We start from the raw sequence: 19,173 nt of genomic DNA, 5'->3' as shown, positions 1-19,173 counted from the left end.
GTGCCAGGATGCTATCGCCATGGCTTGGAGGCCATGAAGTCCTCGGCTTTCCGCATCAATCGAGCAGCCTTCCGAGCATCACGTGTGACAAGCGAAATCGACTAATCTACTAGACGGAAGGGAGAGGTTGGGAGGACGAAATGCGCTGTACAGACTGCGGAGCCGAGAACCCCGCCGCCGCGAAATTCTGCACGCACTGTGGCGTCAGACTATCCGCCCGCTGTCCGGCCTGTGGCCACGAGGTCGATCCTGACAGCAAATTCTGCGGAGAATGCGGCACACCGCTTTCACCCGCTCGCGACGGCGTGCCCGACGTCCGCAAGATCACCGCCCCCGCCCCCATCCACTACACGCCCAGCCACCTCGTCGCGCGCATCCTGGCCGAGCAGGAAGCGATGGAGTCCCGAGGAGCCAGCGCGGGGGAGCGCAAGACCATCACGGCGTTGTTTGCCGACATGGCAGGTTCCACGGCGTTGACCCACGAGCTGGACCCCGAGGATGCGCGCCGGCTGATCGACCCTGTCATCTCGCTGATGATGGAAGCCGTGCATCACTTTGACGGCTACGTGGCCAAATCGCTCGGTGACGGCATACTGGCCCTGTTCGGCGCCCCTATTGCCCACGAAGACCATGCCCAACGGGCCCTATATGCGGCGCTGCGGATGCAGGAGGCGATGCGCCGCCATAGCGACCGGATCCGCCTGGAGCAAGGCATACCGCTACAGATCCGGGTCGGCATCCACACCGGAGAGGTAGTCGTGCGCTCGATCCGCAAGGATGACCTGCGCGCCGACTACGATCCGGTGGGGCATACGATCCACATCGCTTCCCGGATGGAGAGCATCGCGACACCCTCTTCCATTCTGGTCAGCGAGCCGACATGCCGGCTGACCGAAGGCTATTTCGATTTCAAGGCGCTCGGGGCGACGCAGGTAAAGGGGATTCCGGAACCACTGGCCGTATACGAGGTGCTGCGTCTCGGGGCCTTGCGCACGCGTCTGCAAGTGGCGCAGCGCCGTGGGCTGGCACGGTTTGTCGGGCGGCAGGCGGAACTGGAGCAACTGCACCGGGCGCTGGAACAGGCCAAGGCGGGACAGGGCCAGATCGTTGCCGTAGTCGGCGAGGCCGGGGTGGGCAAGTCGCGGCTGTTTCATGAGTTCAAGGCAGTCTCGCAGCGAGGCTGCATGACACTGGAGACGTTCTCGGTCTCGCATGGCAAGTCCTTCGCCTATCTGCCACTCATCGAGCTGGTGAAGAACTATTTCCAGATCCAGGACCAGGATGACGAACGGAGGCGCCGCGAGAAGGTCGCCGGCAGGATGCTGATGCTGGACCGCTCGCTCGAAGAGCTCCTGCCATACCTGCTCTATCTGCTTGGGATCGGCGACGCCGATTCAGCGTTGCCGAACATGGACCCCCAGATCCGGCGCCAGCGCACCTTTGACGCGATCACGCGGCTGTTTGTGTGCGAAAGCGCCAATCAGCCGCTTGAGCTCGTGTTCGAAGATCTGCAGTGGCTGGACAGTGAAACCGAGGCCTTCCTCGATGTCCTCATCGGGCGCCTGCCAGGCGCGAGGATTCTGCTGCTGCTGAACTACCGGCCCGAATACCGGCATGACCGTAGCCAGCGGGACGGTTACACCCAGCTGCGGCTGGACCCGCTCGGCCAGGCCGAGGCCGAGGAGTTGCTGACCGCCCTGCTTGGCGACAATCCCTCGCTGGAGCCCCTCAAGGCCCTGATCCTGGAAAACACCGAAGGCAATCCGTTCTTCATGGAAGAGGTCGTGCAGACGCTGTCCGAGGAAAAGGTATTGCTCGGAGAACCGGGCCACTACCGCATCGAGAAGATGCCGGTCACCCTCCATATTCCGACCACGGTGCAGGGCGTCCTGGCCGCTCGCATCGATCGGCTTCCCCGCGCCGAGAAGGACTTGTTGCAGAGCCTCGCCGTCATCGGCAAGGAGTTTTCCCTGAGCCTGATCGAACGGGTCATCGCGCAGCCAGAGGAAACCTTGCGCCCCCTCCTGAGTCGCCTGGAGGCTGGCGAATTCATTTACGAGCGTCCGGCATTCCCGGACGTCGAGTACACGTTCAAGCACGCGCTGACGCAGGAAGTCGCCGGTAGCACCTTGCTGACGGAACAGCGCTGTGCCTTGCATGAGCGCACGGCGCAGGCCATCGAAGTCCTCTTCGGTGACCGGCTGAAGGACTATTGCAGCGAGCTTGCTCGACACTACAGCCTGAGCGGCAATGCGCCGAAAGCTGTTGAGTACCTGCATTGCACGGGGCAGCAAGCCCTTCAGCGCTCGGCATATCACGAAGCAATACGCCAGCTCAGTGCAGCCCTGGAGTTGCTCGAGCGCCAGCCCGATACGCCCCGCCGGGCGCGCCAGGAACTCACTTTGCAGCTTGCCATCGGGCCGGCCTTGATCGCGGCAAAGGGCTTCGCTGCGCCAGCGGTCCAGTCGACCTACAGCCGGGCGCTGGCGCTGTGCGGTCAACTCAGCGATACCTCGCAGCTCTTTCCAACACAGGTAGGCTTGCGCACTTACTTCTCGCTGAGCGCGCAACACGCGCAGGCATACAAACTGGGCAAGAGACTAGTCAGCCTTGCCGAGCGTGCCAACGACCCCGAGTGGCTCGGCGAGGCACATGTCTCGCTCGGCACGACTTTGTACTTCTCGGGAAGGTTCAGGATTGCGGACATCCATTTCAGGCAAGCCCTTGCGCTCTATCCCCCGAGCTCTCATAAACTTCACCCCAACTTTCACGGTGTGGATCCGGAGGTCCGCGCACTCTCCTTTTCGGCCCTGGTGCTCTGGTTTCTCGGCTATCCGGATCAGGCCAGGACGCGGGGTCAGCAGGCGATCGCGCTCGCCCAGGCGCTCGGACATCCCTTCAGCCTTGCGCATACGCTGTGCATAGTGGCCGAACTGCACCAGTTTCGCCGCGATGCAGCGCTCACACACGATTGCGCCGACGCGTCGATCGTGCTCTCGGCCGAACAAGGCTTCCCGCTCTGGCTTGCCTGGGCAACCGTGCTCAGGGGCTGGGCGAAAGCCGAAATGGGACACCTCCAGGAAGGCATCGCCGAGATGCAGGCCGGGCTTGCCGACTATCTTGCCACGGGCGCCAGATTGGGACAGTCGCACTTCCTGGCGCTATTGGCCGAATGCTATGGGCACATCGGCCAGGCCGAGACCGGACAGCGCGCCCTTGCCGAAGCCAAAACCAAGGCGCAAGCCTGCGGCGAGCGCTACTGCGAAGCCGAGTTGTATCGCGTCGAGGGCGAGTTGGCATGTCCGGATGCCGACGCTCAGGCCCTCGACGCTAAGCGTTGCGCCGTGGCGCAAGCGTGTTTTGACAAAGCAATCTCGGTCGCCCGCCGCCAGGGCAGCAAGTCGCTGGAGTTGCGCGCCACGCTGCGTCTGTCGCGGCTGTGGCAACGACAGGGAAAGAGCGATGCAGCAAAACAGAGGCTGAATGAAGTCCTTGGCGCGGTTACTGAAGGCCTAGACGATGCAGACTTGTTCGGGGCTAACCTTATTCTCGATCGCCGGTCGGCCAGCTAGCAACTGAAGCGCACCTACCCGCCGCACGATCCGTGCGGTAAGTGGCGAAGCGGCAAGCTTATTGAGCGGTCCACCCGCCGTCGGCCACCCACGTAGCACCGCGTACCTCGGCCGCCAGTGGCGAGCACAGCATCAGCGCCAGGTTTCCGAGTTCCTCGGGCGTAACGAACCTGCCAGATGGCTGTTTTTTCGCAGAGCAATCTGGCCCGCGCATCGTCTGGAGACAGCCTTTGCGCTGCGGGCAGGTCGTCGATCTGCTTTTGCACGAGCGGCGTCAGCACGAAGCCCGGGCAGATCGCGTTGCAGGTCACACCGGTTTTCGCGGTTTCGAGCGCGGTGACCTTGGTCAACCCCACCAGTCCATGTTTGGCCGCCACATAGGCGGACTTGCCAGCGGAGCCGACCAGGCTGTGCACGGAGGCGATATTGATGATCCGGCCCCAGTTACGCGCGCGCATGCCGGGCAAGCATGCCGGATCGTGTGAAAACCCGAACTCAGGTTGATGGCGATGATGTCGTCCCACTTCTGTGGATCGAAGGTTTCGATCGGCGACACGTGCTGGATGCCGGCATTGTTTACCAGGACATCCACGGCACCGAAGCGATCGCGGGCCATGGCAAACATGGCGTCGATCTCTTGCGGCGTGCGCATGTCGGCAGGGTGATGGATAACCTGCGCGCCGGTTTCCTCGATGGCGGCCACGGCGGCAGCCGCGTCGCCAAAGCCATTGAGGACGATATTGGCGCCAGCTTCGGCCAGCACCTGTGCGATGCCCAGACCGATGCCGCTCGTGGAGCCGGTCACAAGCGCGGTTTTGCCGTTCAGGGATGTCATAGGAATCTGATGTAAAGGAGTCGGCACTGCAAACGAGATGGCGTTCGCCCGTGCACCATGTGCGAATGGTCAGATCAACCCGCTCAGGTAGAAGACCAGGATGACAAAGAACACGGCCAGCGTCTTGATCAGGGTGACGGCAAAGATGTCGCGATACGACTCGCGGTGCGTCAGCCCGGTCACAGCCAGCAGCGTGATCACGGCGCCGTTGTGTGGAAGCGTGTCCATGCCGCCGCTGGCCATCGACACTACGCGATGCAGTACGTCCAGCGGAATGCTGGCCGCCTGTGCGCTCTGGGTAAAGGTGTCGCCCATCGCCGCCAGCGCAATGCTCATGCCGCCAGACGCCGAGCCCGTGATACCCGCCAGCGAACTCACCGACACGGCGGCGTTGACCAGTGGATGTGGAATGCTCTCGAGCGCGTTGCCCACGAAAAAGAAACCCGGCAGCGCGGCAATCACGCCGCCAAAGCCATATTCCGAAGCCGTATTCATGGCCGCCAGCAGCGCGCCGCCCACGGCAGTTTTGGTGCCCTCGGCGAAGCGCTGGCGCACGGTGGCGAAGGCAGTCAGCAATACGAGCCCGATGCCCAGCAGCAGGGCGCCTTCCACGGCCTAGATGGCGGTCACGGATGCGGTCGGAATGGTGACCGGCTTGGCTAGACCCGGCAATGCGAGGCTGCTCTGTGCGCCGTACCAATGAGGGATCATCCGCGTCAGCGCAAAGTTGGATACGCCTACCAATACCAGCGGCGCGAGCGCCAGCAAAGGATTCGGCAGTTGCGCCGTATGCACCGGTTCCGGTTCATTCAGAAGTGAGGAGCCATAGCCTTCGCCGCGTTTCAATGCATCGCGCCGGCGCCATTCGAGGTAGCCAAGGCCAACGATGATGATGAACAGCGCGCCCGCCACTCCAAGCACTGGCGCGGCCCATGCGGTGGTCTTGAAGAACGTGGTCGGAATGATGTTCTGGATCTGCGGCGTACCGGGCAGCGAATCCATCGTGAAGGAGAAGGCACCAAGCGCGATGGCGCCGGGCATAGGCGTTTGGGAATGTTGCTCTGGCGATAGAGCTCGGCCGCGAAGGGATAGACGGCAAACACCACCACGAAGAGCGAAACCCCGCCATAGGTCAGCAAGGCACACACGGCAACAATGACTGCGTTGGCTCGCGAGATAGGGACTCAAGAACGTGATATCGTCAGGATTGACCCGCGTGCCTTCCCTGACCATAGCACGTAGCGCCTGCATCATGTCCACGGTGTTTTGAAGGATCGCTGCCGAGGCCATCAGGTCGTTGTAGCGCAGGCGTTTCTGCTGCTCTTCCGGATCGTCGACCGGCAACACGTCTCCACCAAACGAGAACCATTTTGCGAAGCCGTTATAGGCCTCGACCTTGTTGGTGGTGGCCGTAATCTCCTGGCGCAGTTCGCCACTACCGATCCATTCGAGCAAGAAGATGGTACGCACGACCTTGCCGAGCTCTTCCGCCGCCAGCGACAACCGGTTCCTTGGGCTTGCTGCCCCGAAGCGGCGCAGCAGCAAGGACGAGGAAAGCGCGCCGGTCTGGATTGAAAGCGCCAGTTGCATCAGATCCTGCCAATGTCGCTCGATGAGATCCCAGTCGACCGGCTGCGTGAACAACTGGTCGATGTGCGCATATTTCACGTCAGAGTAAGGCCGATACAGTTTCAGATCCTGCCAGTTGCGGATGCGCGGCATCAGCTTGATGCCCAACAGGTACGTGAAGGCGAAGACCGCCGCCGACTGCCCCTGGGTATCGGCATGCACCGTATCAGCTTCGACGCTCAGACCGGCCTTGAGCAGGCCTTCGATGACATAGATCGCTTCCCAGATGCCTGGCGGAATGAAATGGCGGAACACGGCAATGTAGTTGTCGGCCACGTGCCGATAGGCCACCGCTCCCATCTTGCGGTAACGGAAGTGATAGGCAGCCAGGAGATTGTTGACGTAGAAATCATACTGGGTCCCGTCAGCCGCTACCGTCTTGCCGTCACCCCAGTGCTTGGGCAGATCCAGCCGCAGGTATAGTTCGATCAGTTCGCGCTGCGCAGTCTCCAGCCGCTCCAGGCTCTGATGCCGGCGATTGACGTAGCCGAACTGCGCATCGGCTTCCAGGTCTGCGCTCGCCCGAACATGCTCGATGACAGCTGTAGGAATGGCCTCAAGATTCGGGAAATGATGCAGTTGCTGGAAGTCTTTCAACAGGAACCAGCAAGCTCAGCCGTGAAGATTGCCCTCGTGCATTGCGTCGCACCCACTCCAGCTCCTCGAGATCCGGGGTATAGGAGGCCTGCAGCTCTGTGGGGGAAAAAAAACCTTGGGAAATCGAGGGTAGGCGGTACGTTCGACAGTGGCCATGCCCAGCTTCGGATCGCTGGAAGGCCGGCCAGTGTAGCGGAAGCCGAATCGGATACGTCACATGCTTCTTAACAAAAGGCTTTGTGGCTAATCTATATAACCAAAACGCTTATGGTGGCAATTCGGCCTTATCTTGGTCAGACCCCATGTTGGCGCATTGCATTACGCTTCCCAAGGACGACATCCCCGAAACGCGCGCAGGCAGTAATATGAGCGTTCGCTCCACCAACTGAAAATACCGCAATGCAAGTACTGGTTGACGCAGACGCCTGCCCGGTTGTCGTCAAGGAAATGTTGTATCGGGCCGCGCAGCGTGTCGAAGTGTGCGTCACGCTGGTAGCGAACAAGTATCTGCGCACGCCGCCGTCCCGCTTTATCAAGGCACTGCAAGTGCCGGCGGGTTTCGATGCCGCGGATGACCGCATCGTCGAACTTGCCAGCAGCGGTGACCTCGTGATTACGGCGGACATACCTCTCGCGGCCGCGGCCATTGACAAGGGCGCTTACGTGCTCGATCCGCGAGGAATCTGGTTTAGCCCGGAGAATATCCAGGAGCGCCTGACGATGCGTGAGGTGATGGAGCAGCTCCGCAGTTCCGGCATCGATACCGGCGGCCCGGCGCCGTACGCCGCACAGGATGGCAAGGCGTTCGCTGGCCAATTGGATCGATTCCTTGCACGCAAGGCGTTGCGAGGTGCGGCCGGCTCAAGCGTGCCGTCCCCAGGAACGCAATAGTGGGCCAACGCTGGTGAGTTCGCTGCCTCCAGCCATTACGAGATAGCCATGTCCCGATACGTTGCCTTTCTTCGCGGCGTCAGCCCGATGAACGCCCGCATGCCCGAACTCAAGCGCTGCTTCGAGGCGGCGGGCTTCTCCGAAGTGAAGACCTTGCTCTCCAGCGGAAACGTCGTGTTCAGTGCGCGATCATCGGCACTGGCGAGCCTGGAGCGGCGCGCCGAGAAGGCAATGCAATCGGAACTGGGCCGCAGCTTCGACACCTTCGTCCGGCCGCTTCGCTATCTCCAGGACCTCATCGACGCGGACCCCTTCGCCGAGTACAGCCTTGCGCCTTCGGCTAAGCGGGTGGTTACCTTTCTACGCAGCGCGGTGCCGCCAGACGTGAAGCTGCCCATAGAGCGTGACGGCGTAAGCATCGTCAAGGCCAAGGCCACGGAGGTCTTCAGCGCCTACGTGGCTGAGCCGAAGAAAGGCCCAGTGTTCATGAGCCTGCTAGAACGCTCGTTCGGGAGGGATATCACCACTCGCACGCTTGATACGGTCATCAAGTGTGCCAGGACTTAGGGTTGTTGCGTAAGGCGGCCGACCTTTAGCTCACGCCATCGGCCACTCTTGCTGCGTAAGCATCAGGTTCTGAACCGCGACGCCGCACCGGTGTCATCCCGCTGTCATTTGCGCCGCGCACAATCGCCGTGATTCGGCCTGCCAGGCCGCTTGCATGACCCCGCCTGCTTTCGTTGCGACGCACTGCACCAACGGTTGTCCTTGACACCCGTTTTTTTGCGGCTTCAATGAAAACGTTTTCATTTTTTCTTGCACCGGGCCCGATTCCAACCGAATGATCCGCAAAGCCACCCGCCTCGCCACGACGCCCGCGCCATCCAATGGCGCGACGCTGGTGAAAGTCGCCCAGGCCGCGAGCGTGTCGCTGGCGACGGCCTCGCGCGTGTTCAGCAATCCGGAGCTGGTCCGCCAGGACACCGCCGAGCGCGTATTGCAGGCGGCGGGCGAGCTTGGCTTCCGCCCGAACCTGCTGGGTGCCAAGCTGAGGGCCCAGCGCTCGCGCATCGTTGGCGTCATGCTGCCGACGCTCGAGAATGCCGTGTTTGCCGAATGCTGGCGCGGCATTGAGGAAGCGGCGCTGGCGCAAGGCTATTCGCTGATGCTTGTGACCAGCCGCTACGACCCGGCGCGCGAACGCGAGCGGATTGAATATCTGCTGCGTCACCGGGTCGACGGCATGGTGCTGACGGTGGCCGATGCAGCCCGCAGCGCGGTGCTGGACCAGTTGGATGCCGAAGGCGTGCCTTATGTGCTCGCCTACAACCAGGGGACGCGCCGGGGTAAGCGCTATTCGGTATCGGTGGACAACCGCGTCAGCGCGCGCGCCGGCGTCGAGACGCTGATCGCTGCCGGGCATCGGCGCATCTCGGTGGTGTCGGGCGCCTTCGTCGCGTCGGACCGCGCCAGGCAGCGCCACGTGGGTTATCGGGATGCAATGCGCGCGCATGGCCTTCAACCGTTGCCGCCGCTGTCGCTGCCGGCCCATACGCCCACGCACACGCCGGCGGAGGTTGAGTGCATTCGGCGATTCGTCACAGCGCCGTCGGCACCCACAGCGCTGTTCTGCACCAACGACATGCTGGCGATCGGGGTGATTTCCATGCTGAAGCGCCTGGGACTGTCCGTGCCAAGCGATCTTTCCGTGCTCGGCTACGACGGCATCGAGCTCGGCCAGCTGCTGGAGCCGCCGTTGTCCACTGTCGCGCAGCCCAACCACGAGATCGGTGCCCGCGCGCTCGCTTGCCTGCTGGCGCTGCTCGACCGCGCCAGCGCCGGGGCCACGTCGGACCTTGGCGTGCCGCGCGCGACGCTGCTGCCGCACGCGGTACGCGAAGGTGCCACCGTCGGGCCGCCGCCTTAGCGACAATGCGACCGGACCAGCCCTGTCATTCACATCGCCTTACGCCGTTTTCCACCACCGTCGTATCTAGAAAAAGGAGTGCATCATGCAATCGACTTCGTCCTGGCTGCGCCGCTTGCGATGGCTGCTGCCCACGGTTGGCGCAGTCGTATTCAGCCACGCCGGGGCCGCGCAAACCGCAATCTGCTACAACTGCCCGCCGGAATGGGCGGATTGGGCAGCGCAGATCCGCGCGATCAAGGAAAAGACCGGCGTCACGGTGCCGCACGACAACAAGAACTCGGGCCAGTCGCTGGCACAGATCGTCGCGGAAAGGGCCAACCCGGTGGCCGACGTGGTGTATTACGGCGTGACGTTCGGCATCCAGGCCCAGAAGGAAGGCGTGACGGCACCCTACAAGCCCGCCAACTGGAATGACATCCCGGATGGCCTCAAAGACCCGCAGGGCCACTGGTTCGCCATCCATTCGGGCACGCTGGGCCTGATGGTCAATGTCGACGCGTTGCGCGGCAAACCGGTGCCGCAGTCGTGGGCCGACCTGCAGAAGCCCGAGTACAAGGGCATGGTTGGCTATCTCGATCCGGCCAGCGCCTTTGTCGGCTATGTGGGCGCGGTGGCGATCAACCAGGCCCTAGGCGGCTCCCTGGACAATTTCGGCCCGGCCCTCAAGTTCTTCAAGGACCTGCAGAAAAACCAGCCCATCGTGCCGAAGCAGACCGCGTACGCGCGCGTACTGTCCGGTGAAATTCCCATCCTACTGGACTACGACTTCAACGCCTATCGCGCGCGCTACAAGGATCGCGCCAATGTCGCCTTCGTGATTCCCAAGGAAGGCTCGCTGGTGGTGCCCTACGTCATGAGCATGGTCAACAAGGCGCCGCACCCTGCGGAAGCCCGCAAGGTGCTGGACTTTGTGTTGTCCGACGCCGGGCAGTCGCTGTGGGCGAACGCCTACCTTCGGCCGGTACGGGCCAAGGCCGTGTCCAAGGAAGTGGAGGCCCGCTTCCTGCCGGCCTCGGACTATGCGCGCGCGAAGACCACGGACTACGGCAAGATGGCCGAAGTGCAAAAGGCTTTCAGCGACCAGTACCTGAAGGAAGTCCGCTGACGCCGCGCCGGGGCGCACGTCGGCCCCGGCCAGCCGCTTCAAGTTGGAGAAAAAACCCATGCGCCGTCGCACCACTACCCCAACCGCCCGCACGCTGATCGTCTTCGCGCTGCCGGCGTTGATCGTTTTCCTGGCGTTCTTCTGCCTGCCGATGGCCAAGCTGCTGGCGGTCAGCGTGGCGGGCGACAACGGCGCGGGGGTCTACTGGACCGTGCTGTCCAGCCCGCGCTATCTGCACAGCCTGCTGTCCACGGTGCTGTTGTCGGCCTCGGTGACGCTGGCCACGCTGGTGATCGCCGGCGTGGCGGGGACGTTCCTGCAGCGGCATCCGGTGCCGGGCAAGCCGATACTGGTCGCCATGCTGACCTTTCCGCTGGCTTTCCCAGGCGTGGTGATCGGGTTCATGGTCATCATGCTGGGTGGCCGCAACGGCCTGCTCGCGTCCGTGGGTGATCTGCTCGCCGGCGAGCGCTGGACCTTTGCTTATGGCATGGCCGGATTGTTCGTCGGCTACCTGTATTTCTCCATTCCGCGCGTGATCCTGACCGTGATGGCCGCAGTCGAAAAACTCGACGCCTCGCTGGAGGAAGCGGCTCGCTCACTGGGAGCCGGCCGGTGGCGGGTGGTGCGCGATGTCATGCTGCCCGCGCTGATGCCCGCCATGATCTCCAGCGGCGCAATCTGCTTTGCCACCAGCATGGGCGCGTTCGGCACCGCCTTCACGCTTGCCACGCAACTCGACGTGCTGCCGCTCACCATCTACAACGAATTCACCAACTACGCCAACTTCGGCATGGCCGCCGCACTATCCATTCTGCTCGGGGTCGTGACCTGGGCCCTGCTGGCGGTGGCTCGTCATCTGTCCGGCAGCGCGGTTGCCGCCACGGCGTAGGAGCGCAAGCATGAAGACCCTCCGTCGTGGCTCCGCCTATTGGGCGCAACTTGCGCTGACGCTCGCCGTCTGCGCGTTCATGACCGTACCCGTGGCGCTGTCGGTGCTGGCCGGCCTCACCAACAATATCTTTGTCGGCCTGCACAGCGGCCTGACCACGCGGTGGGTCGAGGAAGTGTGGGGCCTGTACCGCAACACCATCTTCCTGTCGCTGGGGATAGCGCTGGCGTGCCTGGCCTGCACCCTGGTGCTCGGCGTTCCGGCCGCCTACTACATGGCGCTGCGCCGCAGCCGCGTGACACGGCTGATCGAAGAGTTGCTGATGTTGCCGGTGGCGATCCCCGGACTCGCGACGGCGCTCGGCCTGATCCTGCTATATGGGGGGCTGCCATGGCTGCGCACCAGTTGGGTCTTCATCCTGATCGGGCATGTGCTGTTCACCCTGCCTTTCATGGTGCGCTCGGTGCTGGCCATCATGTCGGCCATCGATATCCGCACGCTCGAGGATGCCGCCGCCAGCCTCGGCGCGACGCGACTGCAGCGCTTTTTCACCGTGGTGCTGCCGAATTGCCGTCAAGGGATTCTCGCTGGTGCGCTGATGGTCGTGACGCTGTCGGTCGGCGAATTCAATCTGACATGGATGCTCCATACGCCCACCACACAGACGCTTCCCGTCGGACTCGCCGACAGCTATGCCTCGATGCGGCTGGAGATCGGCTCCGCCTACACCATCGTGTTTTTCCTGATGATCATTCCGCTGCTGGTGATCATGCAAATGGTGTCCGCACTCGGTGCGCGGGCCCAACGACATCCGGCGCAGGACACGCCCGTGCCGTTCGCCGGCACGGTCACCACTTCGCTGAACACACCAGTCGGCCCGGACGAAGCGCCGCAGTCCCAGCCACAGACGGAGGCCCCCCGCCATGCATGAGCCCACCACCATCGCCCTGCGCCACTGCGGCAAGACCTTCCCCGACGGCACGCGCGCGCTCGAACCGCTGGACCTGGACATCGGTGCCGGCGAGACTGTCGTGCTGCTCGGCCCCTCGGGCTGCGGCAAGACCACCACGCTTCGCATGATCGCGGGCCTGGAATTTCCCGATACGGGTGGCGAGGTCCTGTTCGGCGGCGCAGCGGTCACGCACCTGCCGATCGAGCAGCGCGGCGTCGGCATGGTGTTCCAGAACTATGCCCTGTTCCCCAATATGACCGTGGCCGAGAACATCGGCTATGGCCTGCGCGTGCGCAAGGTCGACGCGCAGAACCGACGGGATCGGGTCGAGGACATGCTGACCATGATGCAGTTGGGCGCCTTCGCCAACCGGCGCGTCGACCAGCTGTCCGGAGGCCAGCGCCAGCGCGTGGCCCTGGCGCGCGCCATCGCCGTGCAGCCGCGTGTGCTGCTGCTGGACGAACCGCTGACGGCACTCGATGCCAAGCTGCGTGATGCGCTGCGCGCCGACATCAACCAGCTGCTGCGCAGCCTGCGCATCACGACTGTGTATGTCACGCACGATCAGGCAGAGGCGATGGCGCTGGGCGATCGGATCATCGTGATGGACAAGGGGCGCATCGCGCAAAGCGGCACGCCCCAGGACATCTACCGGCATCCGGCCAATGCCTTCGTCGCCGACTTCATCGGCACGATGAATCGCTTGCCGGCGGCTGGTGACCACCAGGTATGGCGCGTGCCTGGTGGCGCGTTGCCGCGCGAGCCACAGCACCTCGAGGCGGCGCAGGTGGAGCTGATGTTCCGACCCGAGGACGTGTCGCTGGCCGACGCGCCAGATGCGCCCGACGTCCATGTGGCCGGCAGTGTCGTCACGGCCCTGTTCCTCGGCCATGCGACGCGGCTGCTGGTCGATGTGGGCGCCCCTGCCCCGATCGTGCTTGATACCGCGCGACGCGACCGCTGGGTAGCCGGAGACCGCGTCGGCCTGCGCATCGATACCGGCCATCTGTTGGCGGTGCCCGCTGCTATGCCGGCACGGAGCGCGGCATGATGCAGAGCGCTGCCCAGGCCACGCCCTACCTTGTCGCCCACATCACGGACCTGCATATCAAGGCGGGCGGCAAGCTCTCCTACCGACGCGTGGATACCGCAGACGCCCTGCGCCGGTGCATCGACACGCTGCTGGCGTTGCCCCAGCGTCCCGACATTGCCGTGGTGACCGGCGATCTGGTCGACTTCGGTGGCGAGGACGAATATCTGTTTCTGCGAGGGATCCTGGAAACCTTGCCGATGCCGGTGCGGCTGATGCCGGGCAATCACGACAGCCGCGGCCCACTGCGTCGCGTGTTCGCCGATCACGCCTATCTGTTCGCTGCAGGTGATGGCGATGCGCCCGTGCATTACCGCATCGACGCGGGGCCTTTGACGCTGGTCGCCTTCGACTGCACCGTCCCTGGCCATAGCGGCGGGCGCGTGGAACCGGATGCGCTGCCATGGCTGGAAGCCGCGCTGTCCGTCGCCCCGGAGCGCCCTACCCTTCTGATGCTGCACCACCCGCCTTTCCACACCGGCATCGGCCATATGGACCGGCAGGGCCTGGAGAACGCCGCGCTGCTCGAGGTCGTGGTGCGGCGCCACCCGCAGGTGGAGCGAGTGCTGTGCGGCCATCTGCATCGGCATATTACCCGGCGCTTCGGCGGCACGATCGCCATGACCGCGCCCGGCCCGGCGCACCAGGTCGCACTGGACCTCGACCCTCAGGCGCCTTCGCGCTTTCGGATGGAACCGCCGGGCATGCTGTTGCACTGGTGGCATCCCGTGCACGGACTGGTCACCCATGCCGTTGCCATTGGAGACCATGGGCCTGCGTATCCGTTCTTCGATGCACAAGGAAAGCTGATCGACTGAGGCAAACGCGGGCGAAACTTCGATCCGATTGCGATGTTGCAAGGCAAGCAGGAACGCCCTTGGGGGCACTACTGTCTATACCGGTCTAGAGAACAATCCCGTGCTCCGCCGTGGGCTCGACGACATCGCTCTTCTCACCAAGCATGTCCATGAGTTCGCGTTCGATCTTCCTGCAGATCTGCGCCATGGGCACGTCATTGGGGTTTCCTTCGAACGGGTTCTCCGTGCTTTCGCCCACCTGCTCCAGCACGAGGTACATCCACGAGATCATCGCGCTGAATGGAATGACCAGCCAGATCATATTGCCGTGCATGAAACCTGAAACGCTGGCATTGAGCTTTTCGAACTCCGTAAGAATGCCGAAAGGCAGCAGCAGGCAAAAGGTACGGACAAAGATCTTGTTGATGACCTCGTATTGCCTGGGATATGGATAGTCTTTGACACGCTCCGCCCGCCCTTGCTGCGCGAAGAAACCCCTGATCGATCCAAGCAATTCCAGATAGGAAGCATTGCTGACCTCGCCGACATCAAGCAACCGTTTGATTGTGGCCGCCTGCGTTCCCAGCAGCCGGTTTGTCCTGCTCTCGGCGTGCAGAACCGAGTCGATCTCGCTCTGCGGCAGATACCGCGCAAGCGCCTGTTCCAATGGCGTCTCCCATTCGGGTATCCGGTAGTATTTCCGGTACTCTACATTGGCTACCTTGCCCGCATTTTCCCAGATGCGTGGGCTTCTCAGTTGATAGCGCAGAGCCGTCAGCCACGCGCAATGCCGGAGAATCAGTTCTCGGGCCGCTGCCCGTCCTAACGGAAAGTCCCGGCTCATTACACCCAGACACCGGCTGCCATTCAGGATGTCAGTCCAGATCTGCTGTGCCTCCACGGCCCTGCCGTAAGTTTGCACGTTCCTGAAACCCACGATGAATGACGTGGCCGTGCCCAGCAGCACCACGACGGAAACCGGGATCGACAGCCACTTCAGGCCAAGCAACTGGTAGAGGACGACGGGCAGCGAACCGCATGCCAGGGACGCATAGAGCTGCCGTCTCGACCAGAGCGTGAACTCGAATAATGTGTACGATTTTCCCAGGTGCATGATGCTATCCTCTCGCGGCAGTGTGGCAGAACGCAGTCCTGGTGTCAGTGAACACAATGGTGGGCCATTCCTGCCCACGGGAAGATGGCACCGGCGTTGCCGGTGCCTGCAAAACGGCGCTTCTACTTCACCGGAGTCAGGATGGGTGCGCCCTTGTTCTTGAGCAGGAACACGACAAACTTTGCCGGCTGGGTGGAACTGGCATTGCGCCCGACGGTATGGATGTCGTTGGGTCCTTCGTGGAAGGTATCGCCAGCCTTGAGCGTTACCTCCTTGCCGCCCTTGAGGCCCATGACGATGCTGCCCTCGAGCACGTAGACGAAAGCGTGTGCGTCATGGCGATGCACGGGGTCGACCGAGCCGGGCGGATACTCGACGACGATCATCTGGACTTCCTTGCCCGGATACTCAGGCAACGGCTCCGAGCGCAGCGGCGCCACACTCGCCTCCGGCGCGGCCAGGACCGGCCGCGCTACCATCAGGCAGAACCACATCAGGGTTGCAGCAGAGGAAACGATCTTCTTCATGGCATCACTCCAGGCCGGCCTTGTCGAGTCCGAACATCTTATCGGACGAGCCGGGCACCATGCGGAACGCCACGTTCAGTCGGTTCCAGCTATTGATTGCACCAACGAGGAACGTGAGATCCGACAATTCCTTGTCGGAGTACTCGGCACGCACGCTGTCATAGATATCGTCCGACACGCCGTGGGCAGGAATGTTGGTCAGCACCTCGGCCCATGCCAGCGCGGCGCGTTCGCGCGGCGAAAACAGCGTGGACTCGCGCCAGACCGCCACATGATGCAGGCGCAGTTCGCGCTCGCCATGGATCTTCGCCATCTTGACATGCATGTCGACGCAAAATGCGCAGCCATTGAGCTGCGACGCGCGAAGCTCGACGAGCTCGCGGATGTGCGTCTCGATCGTCGTATTCTGGAACAACGCGCCGAGCTCTACGAGCTTCTTCGACAGCTCAGGCGATTGCTGAAAATAGTTAAGGCGTTGCGTCATGATGCTCTCCTGGAAGATAACAGAGGTTGTGTTTGGCGGCATATCGCGGCGATGTCCCGCGGAAGCTCGCCAGGACGTATTCGAATAACTCGGATCGCCCGGTCAAATTGGTTGAGCCCGGCAACAGAGTGATTGCGTGGATCCGAGCGTTTAATGAAAGGATGGGCCTCGCGAGAAATCAACCGCAATCAAGCCTCTTTAGCCCGAGCGAGCCACTGGTCGAGACTGATACGGCCGATCCGCGCGTCGCCGAGCGGCACCAGCGACAGTTCCTCGAGCAGGCCGCCGTAGTACCGCGCATTACGATCCGTCACGACCGGGCGTGCGTCGCCTACGGATTTCAAATAACGCGCGATGATCTCCGCCAAGGGCGCACGATCCGGGCCGGCGATATCAATGGTGTCGTTAAGCGGCGCCGCAAGCGCGACCTGCGAGAGGATCGCCGCGATGTCGTCCGCGGCGATCGGCTGAAACTGTCCGTCGCCGACGCGCACGGAGCCGTTGTCCGTGCTGAAGTCAGCAATGCCGCCGATGAACTCCATGAACTGCGTGGCGCGTACGATCGTGTATGGCACGCCGGCCGCTTCGATTGCCGCTTCCTGCGCGACCTTGGCGGCGAAATACGCGTTCTCCGGCATGCGGTCGGTGCCGACGATCGACAGCGCGACATGATGGCGCACGCCCGCGGCCACCTCGGCCTTGCCGAGATTGCGCGCCGAGGTGCGGAAGAAATCGAGCACCGCCTGCGGTTCCCACGATGGCGCGTTCGTCACATCGACAACGACGTCGGCGTCGATGAGCGCGCTGCTCAGGCCTTCGCCCGTCACGGTGTTGACGCCGGTACGCGGCGATGCGGCGAGCGCCTGATGGCCGGCCTTGCTGAGCAGGTTGACCAGACGTGAGCCGATCAGGCCCGAACCACCGATTACGACGATCTTCATGGCTGCTTCTCCATATGTGGAAATGAACGCGCTGAAGCGCGTGACGGTCGGTGCAACGCGGGAAGTCTCCGACCCCCACCGCGTTGACTGAAAGCAGTATCGGATAATCATGACCTATTAATAAGGGTCAAGAATCGTCGATGTCACTAGTCCAAGTCGCTAGTCCAGGTTGCTTTCCCTCCCCTTGCCCCAACAGACGTTCATGACCACACGAACTCCCGCATTGGCCATCGAAATCGATCGCCAGAAGCCGTTGCCGATCTATCTGCAAATTTGCGAGCGTTTCCGGACGGCGATCGCGGCAGGACATCTGCGTCCGGGCGACCGCGTGCCGGCACTGCGCGGCCTCGCCACGCAATTGAGCACGGCGCGAGGCACGGTCGAACTGGCCTATACGATCCTGGTCGACGAAGGCTACCTGCAGATGCGCGGTGCTGCCGGCACGTTCGTTTCGCCTTTGTTACCGGCGTCGGTGATGCATTCGGCGAATGAAAAGGGACGCCGGGGCCGGCCGGCGGCGGAAGGAGCCGGCACGGCGAAGACGCCGGAGGTGTCGCAGGGTCAGCCGATGCCGCGCCAGGTGGCGCTCACCGTGGCCATGAGCGGCGAGCCAAAGCCGTTGCAGCCAGGACTGCCCGCGTTGGACGCGTTTCCGCGCAAGATATGGAGCCGGCTGGTGTCGCGTCGTGTGCGCAGCGGGGAACGAACAATGCTCGCCTACCCGGACCCGATGGGCTATCGGCCGCTGCGCGAACGCATCGCCACCTATCTCGGTCTGTCGCGCGGTGTCACGTGTCTGCCCGAGCAGGTGTTCATCACCGGTGGCTACCGCGCGACGCTTGAGCTCGTGCTGCGCAGCCTCGCGCAACCGAACGATCGCATGTGGTTCGAGGATCCCGGCTATTTGCTCGCCCGCAACTTTCTGACCGAGAGCGGCGTGCAGTTCGTGCCCGTGCCGGTGGACGATGAAGGGATCGACGTAGCGCGTGGCATACAACTGGATCCACAGGCGCGCTTCGCGCTGGTCACGCCATCGCATCAGAGCCCGCTCGGACACATGCTGTCGCTCACAAGACGCCTGGCGCTACTGGATTGGGCAGAGCAGGCGTCTCGCTGGATCATCGAGGACGACTACGACAGCGAGTTCCGTTATTCGGGCAGACCATTGCCGGTCTTGAAGAGCCTCGATCGGCAAGATCGGGTGATCTATTGCGGCACCTTCAGCAAGGTAATGTTTCCCGGTGTGCGACTCGCGTATGCGGTGGTGCCGGAGCGTGCTGTCGAGCGCGTCGGGCGGGTGGCGTGCAGCATGAACGCCGGCTCGCCGGCCTTATTGCAGGCTGCCGTGTCAGACTTCATGGAGCAAGGGCATTTTGCGCGGCATGTGAAGCGGATGCGTGCGTTGTACGGACAACGGCGCGTGTTGATCGCGCTAGCGCTGGAGCAGGCGTTCGGCAAGCGGCTGCGTATCGACTTGCCACCCGGCGGGATCCAGTTCGCCGCGCAATTCACCGAAGGCCCCGATGGCCCGGTCGACGATGTCGCCGTTGCCGCGCGGGCGCGCGCGGCGGGGCTTGCGGTGGTGCCACTTTCGATCTGGTACGTGAATGGCCGTATGCGTCACACGCCGCGCGGCCTGGTGATTGGCTTCGCGAACATCACCGATGCGAGTGAAGCGGCCCGCCTCGCTCGAACGTTGCGCACATGCCTGGATGGCTGATGCGCGGCTTGGGTGCCAAATCCCGAAGCACGAACTCGGTACGGCTTCGCTCAGGCGTGGACGCCTGGAGGTGTCGCTAACAGGTCTTGACGTGCGA

The 19,173-nt window shown here is 63.1% G+C and carries 14 protein-coding genes and 3 pseudogenes; 10 read left to right on the top strand and 7 right to left on the bottom strand.

Going from position 1 to position 19,173, the window contains the following annotated elements; all coding sequences use genetic code 11:
- Positions 1–140 precede the first annotated feature (140 nt).
- Complete coding sequence (locus ACOCMH_RS13600) at positions 141–3,572, top strand: adenylate/guanylate cyclase domain-containing protein (protein WP_427308793.1); 3,432 nt, start codon at positions 141–143, stop codon at positions 3,570–3,572.
- A gap of 58 nt (positions 3,573–3,630) precedes the next feature.
- On the opposite strand, the pseudogene ACOCMH_RS13595 reads toward ACOCMH_RS13600, so the two are convergent.
- The 3 pseudogenes from ACOCMH_RS13595 to ACOCMH_RS13585 all read right to left on the bottom strand — a co-directional run.
- Positions 3,631–4,407 (bottom strand): annotated as a pseudogene (locus ACOCMH_RS13595) (3-hydroxybutyrate dehydrogenase).
- 69 nt (positions 4,408–4,476) lie between these two features.
- Positions 4,477–5,582 (bottom strand): annotated as a pseudogene (locus ACOCMH_RS13590) (GntP family permease); the annotation flags it as partial.
- Positions 5,575–6,522: pseudogene (locus ACOCMH_RS13585) on the bottom strand (transposase); the annotation flags it as partial. The pseudogenes ACOCMH_RS13590 and ACOCMH_RS13585, both read right to left, overlap by 8 nt.
- A 510-nt stretch (positions 6,523–7,032) precedes the next feature.
- Between ACOCMH_RS13585 and ACOCMH_RS13580 the strand changes: the two are divergent.
- The 8 genes from ACOCMH_RS13580 (at position 7,033) to ACOCMH_RS13545 (ending at position 14,311) form a co-directional block, all read left to right on the top strand.
- Entirely contained in the window at positions 7,033–7,524 is a 492-nt protein-coding gene (locus ACOCMH_RS13580) for a YaiI/YqxD family protein (protein ID WP_427308792.1), read from the top strand.
- Between the two features lie 48 nt (positions 7,525–7,572).
- On the top strand, positions 7,573–8,091 hold the full coding sequence (locus ACOCMH_RS13575) for a DUF1697 domain-containing protein (protein WP_427308790.1): 519 nt from the start codon (positions 7,573–7,575) through the stop codon (positions 8,089–8,091).
- A gap of 274 nt (positions 8,092–8,365) precedes the next feature.
- Positions 8,366–9,451 (top strand): substrate-binding domain-containing protein, encoded by a 1,086-nt coding sequence (locus ACOCMH_RS13570; RefSeq protein WP_427308789.1) that lies wholly within the window; start codon positions 8,366–8,368, stop codon positions 9,449–9,451.
- Between the two features lie 85 nt (positions 9,452–9,536).
- On the top strand, positions 9,537–10,559 hold the full coding sequence (locus tag ACOCMH_RS13565; protein WP_427308787.1) for an ABC transporter substrate-binding protein: 1,023 nt from the start codon (positions 9,537–9,539) through the stop codon (positions 10,557–10,559).
- Positions 10,560–10,617: 58 nt separating this feature from the next.
- Positions 10,618–11,451, top strand: coding sequence for an ABC transporter permease (locus ACOCMH_RS13560; protein ID WP_427308786.1), 834 nt, complete (start codon positions 10,618–10,620; stop codon positions 11,449–11,451).
- A gap of 10 nt (positions 11,452–11,461) precedes the next feature.
- Positions 11,462–12,382, top strand: coding sequence for an ABC transporter permease (locus tag ACOCMH_RS13555; RefSeq protein ID WP_427308784.1), 921 nt, complete (start codon positions 11,462–11,464; stop codon positions 12,380–12,382).
- Positions 12,375–13,454 (top strand): ABC transporter ATP-binding protein, encoded by a 1,080-nt coding sequence (locus ACOCMH_RS13550; protein ID WP_427308782.1) that lies wholly within the window; start codon positions 12,375–12,377, stop codon positions 13,452–13,454. The genes ACOCMH_RS13555 and ACOCMH_RS13550 overlap by 8 nt, the downstream gene beginning before the upstream one ends.
- Positions 13,451–14,311 carry a phosphodiesterase gene (locus ACOCMH_RS13545; RefSeq protein ID WP_427308780.1) on the top strand — a complete coding sequence of 287 codons (861 nt, stop codon included), beginning with the start codon at positions 13,451–13,453 and terminating at the stop codon, positions 14,309–14,311. Before ACOCMH_RS13550 ends, ACOCMH_RS13545 begins: the two co-directional genes overlap by 4 nt.
- A gap of 85 nt (positions 14,312–14,396) precedes the next feature.
- Here ACOCMH_RS13545 and ACOCMH_RS13540 read toward each other — a convergent pair whose 3' ends face one another.
- From ACOCMH_RS13540 to ACOCMH_RS13525, 4 genes are all read right to left on the bottom strand, one after another.
- Positions 14,397–15,404, bottom strand: coding sequence for a bestrophin family protein (locus tag ACOCMH_RS13540; protein WP_427308779.1), 1,008 nt, complete (start codon positions 15,402–15,404; stop codon positions 14,397–14,399).
- A gap of 122 nt (positions 15,405–15,526) precedes the next feature.
- Complete coding sequence (locus tag ACOCMH_RS13535; protein ID WP_427308777.1) at positions 15,527–15,931, bottom strand: cupin domain-containing protein; 405 nt, start codon at positions 15,929–15,931, stop codon at positions 15,527–15,529.
- A 4-nt stretch (positions 15,932–15,935) separates the two neighbouring features.
- Positions 15,936–16,415, bottom strand: coding sequence for a carboxymuconolactone decarboxylase family protein (locus tag ACOCMH_RS13530; RefSeq protein ID WP_427308776.1), 480 nt, complete (start codon positions 16,413–16,415; stop codon positions 15,936–15,938).
- A 188-nt stretch (positions 16,416–16,603) separates the two neighbouring features.
- Entirely contained in the window at positions 16,604–17,356 is a 753-nt protein-coding gene (locus tag ACOCMH_RS13525) for an SDR family oxidoreductase (RefSeq protein ID WP_427308774.1), read from the bottom strand.
- A 202-nt stretch (positions 17,357–17,558) separates the two neighbouring features.
- On the opposite strand from ACOCMH_RS13525, the gene ACOCMH_RS13520 reads away from it, so the two are divergent.
- Positions 17,559–19,076: a PLP-dependent aminotransferase family protein gene (locus ACOCMH_RS13520; RefSeq protein ID WP_427308772.1), complete on the top strand. Its 1,518-nt coding sequence runs from the start codon at positions 17,559–17,561 to the stop codon at positions 19,074–19,076.
- The last annotated feature ends 97 nt before the right edge of the window (positions 19,077–19,173 follow it).

The organism is Cupriavidus sp. H39 (genome assembly GCF_050271075.1).
Lineage (GTDB): Bacteria > Pseudomonadota > Gammaproteobacteria > Burkholderiales > Burkholderiaceae > Cupriavidus > Cupriavidus necator_B.
This window is presented reverse-complemented; position numbering and strand designations above follow the sequence as displayed.

What these genes read in the sequence shown, in the direction of transcription:
- ACOCMH_RS13530 (WP_427308776.1), bottom strand. Translation starts at nt 16,415, where the DNA reads ATGACGCAACGCCTTAACTATTTTCAGCAATCGCCTGAGCTGTCGAAG.
- ACOCMH_RS13600 (WP_427308793.1), top strand. Translation starts at nt 141, where the DNA reads ATGCGCTGTACAGACTGCGGAGCCGAGAACCCCGCCGCCGCGAAATTC.
- ACOCMH_RS13555 (WP_427308784.1), top strand. Translation starts at nt 11,462, where the DNA reads ATGAAGACCCTCCGTCGTGGCTCCGCCTATTGGGCGCAACTTGCGCTG.
- ACOCMH_RS13520 (WP_427308772.1), top strand. Translation starts at nt 17,559, where the DNA reads ATGACCACACGAACTCCCGCATTGGCCATCGAAATCGATCGCCAGAAG.
- ACOCMH_RS13535 (WP_427308777.1), bottom strand. Translation starts at nt 15,931, where the DNA reads ATGAAGAAGATCGTTTCCTCTGCTGCAACCCTGATGTGGTTCTGCCTG.
- ACOCMH_RS13575 (WP_427308790.1), top strand. Translation starts at nt 7,573, where the DNA reads ATGTCCCGATACGTTGCCTTTCTTCGCGGCGTCAGCCCGATGAACGCC.
- ACOCMH_RS13565 (WP_427308787.1), top strand. Translation starts at nt 9,537, where the DNA reads ATGCAATCGACTTCGTCCTGGCTGCGCCGCTTGCGATGGCTGCTGCCC.
- ACOCMH_RS13525 (WP_427308774.1), bottom strand. Translation starts at nt 17,356, where the DNA reads ATGAAGATCGTCGTAATCGGTGGTTCGGGCCTGATCGGCTCACGTCTG.
- ACOCMH_RS13540 (WP_427308779.1), bottom strand. Translation starts at nt 15,404, where the DNA reads ATGCACCTGGGAAAATCGTACACATTATTCGAGTTCACGCTCTGGTCG.
- ACOCMH_RS13560 (WP_427308786.1), top strand. Translation starts at nt 10,618, where the DNA reads ATGCGCCGTCGCACCACTACCCCAACCGCCCGCACGCTGATCGTCTTC.
- ACOCMH_RS13545 (WP_427308780.1), top strand. Translation starts at nt 13,451, where the DNA reads ATGATGCAGAGCGCTGCCCAGGCCACGCCCTACCTTGTCGCCCACATC.
- ACOCMH_RS13580 (WP_427308792.1), top strand. Translation starts at nt 7,033, where the DNA reads ATGCAAGTACTGGTTGACGCAGACGCCTGCCCGGTTGTCGTCAAGGAA.
- ACOCMH_RS13550 (WP_427308782.1), top strand. Translation starts at nt 12,375, where the DNA reads ATGCATGAGCCCACCACCATCGCCCTGCGCCACTGCGGCAAGACCTTC.
- ACOCMH_RS13570 (WP_427308789.1), top strand. Translation starts at nt 8,366, where the DNA reads ATGATCCGCAAAGCCACCCGCCTCGCCACGACGCCCGCGCCATCCAAT.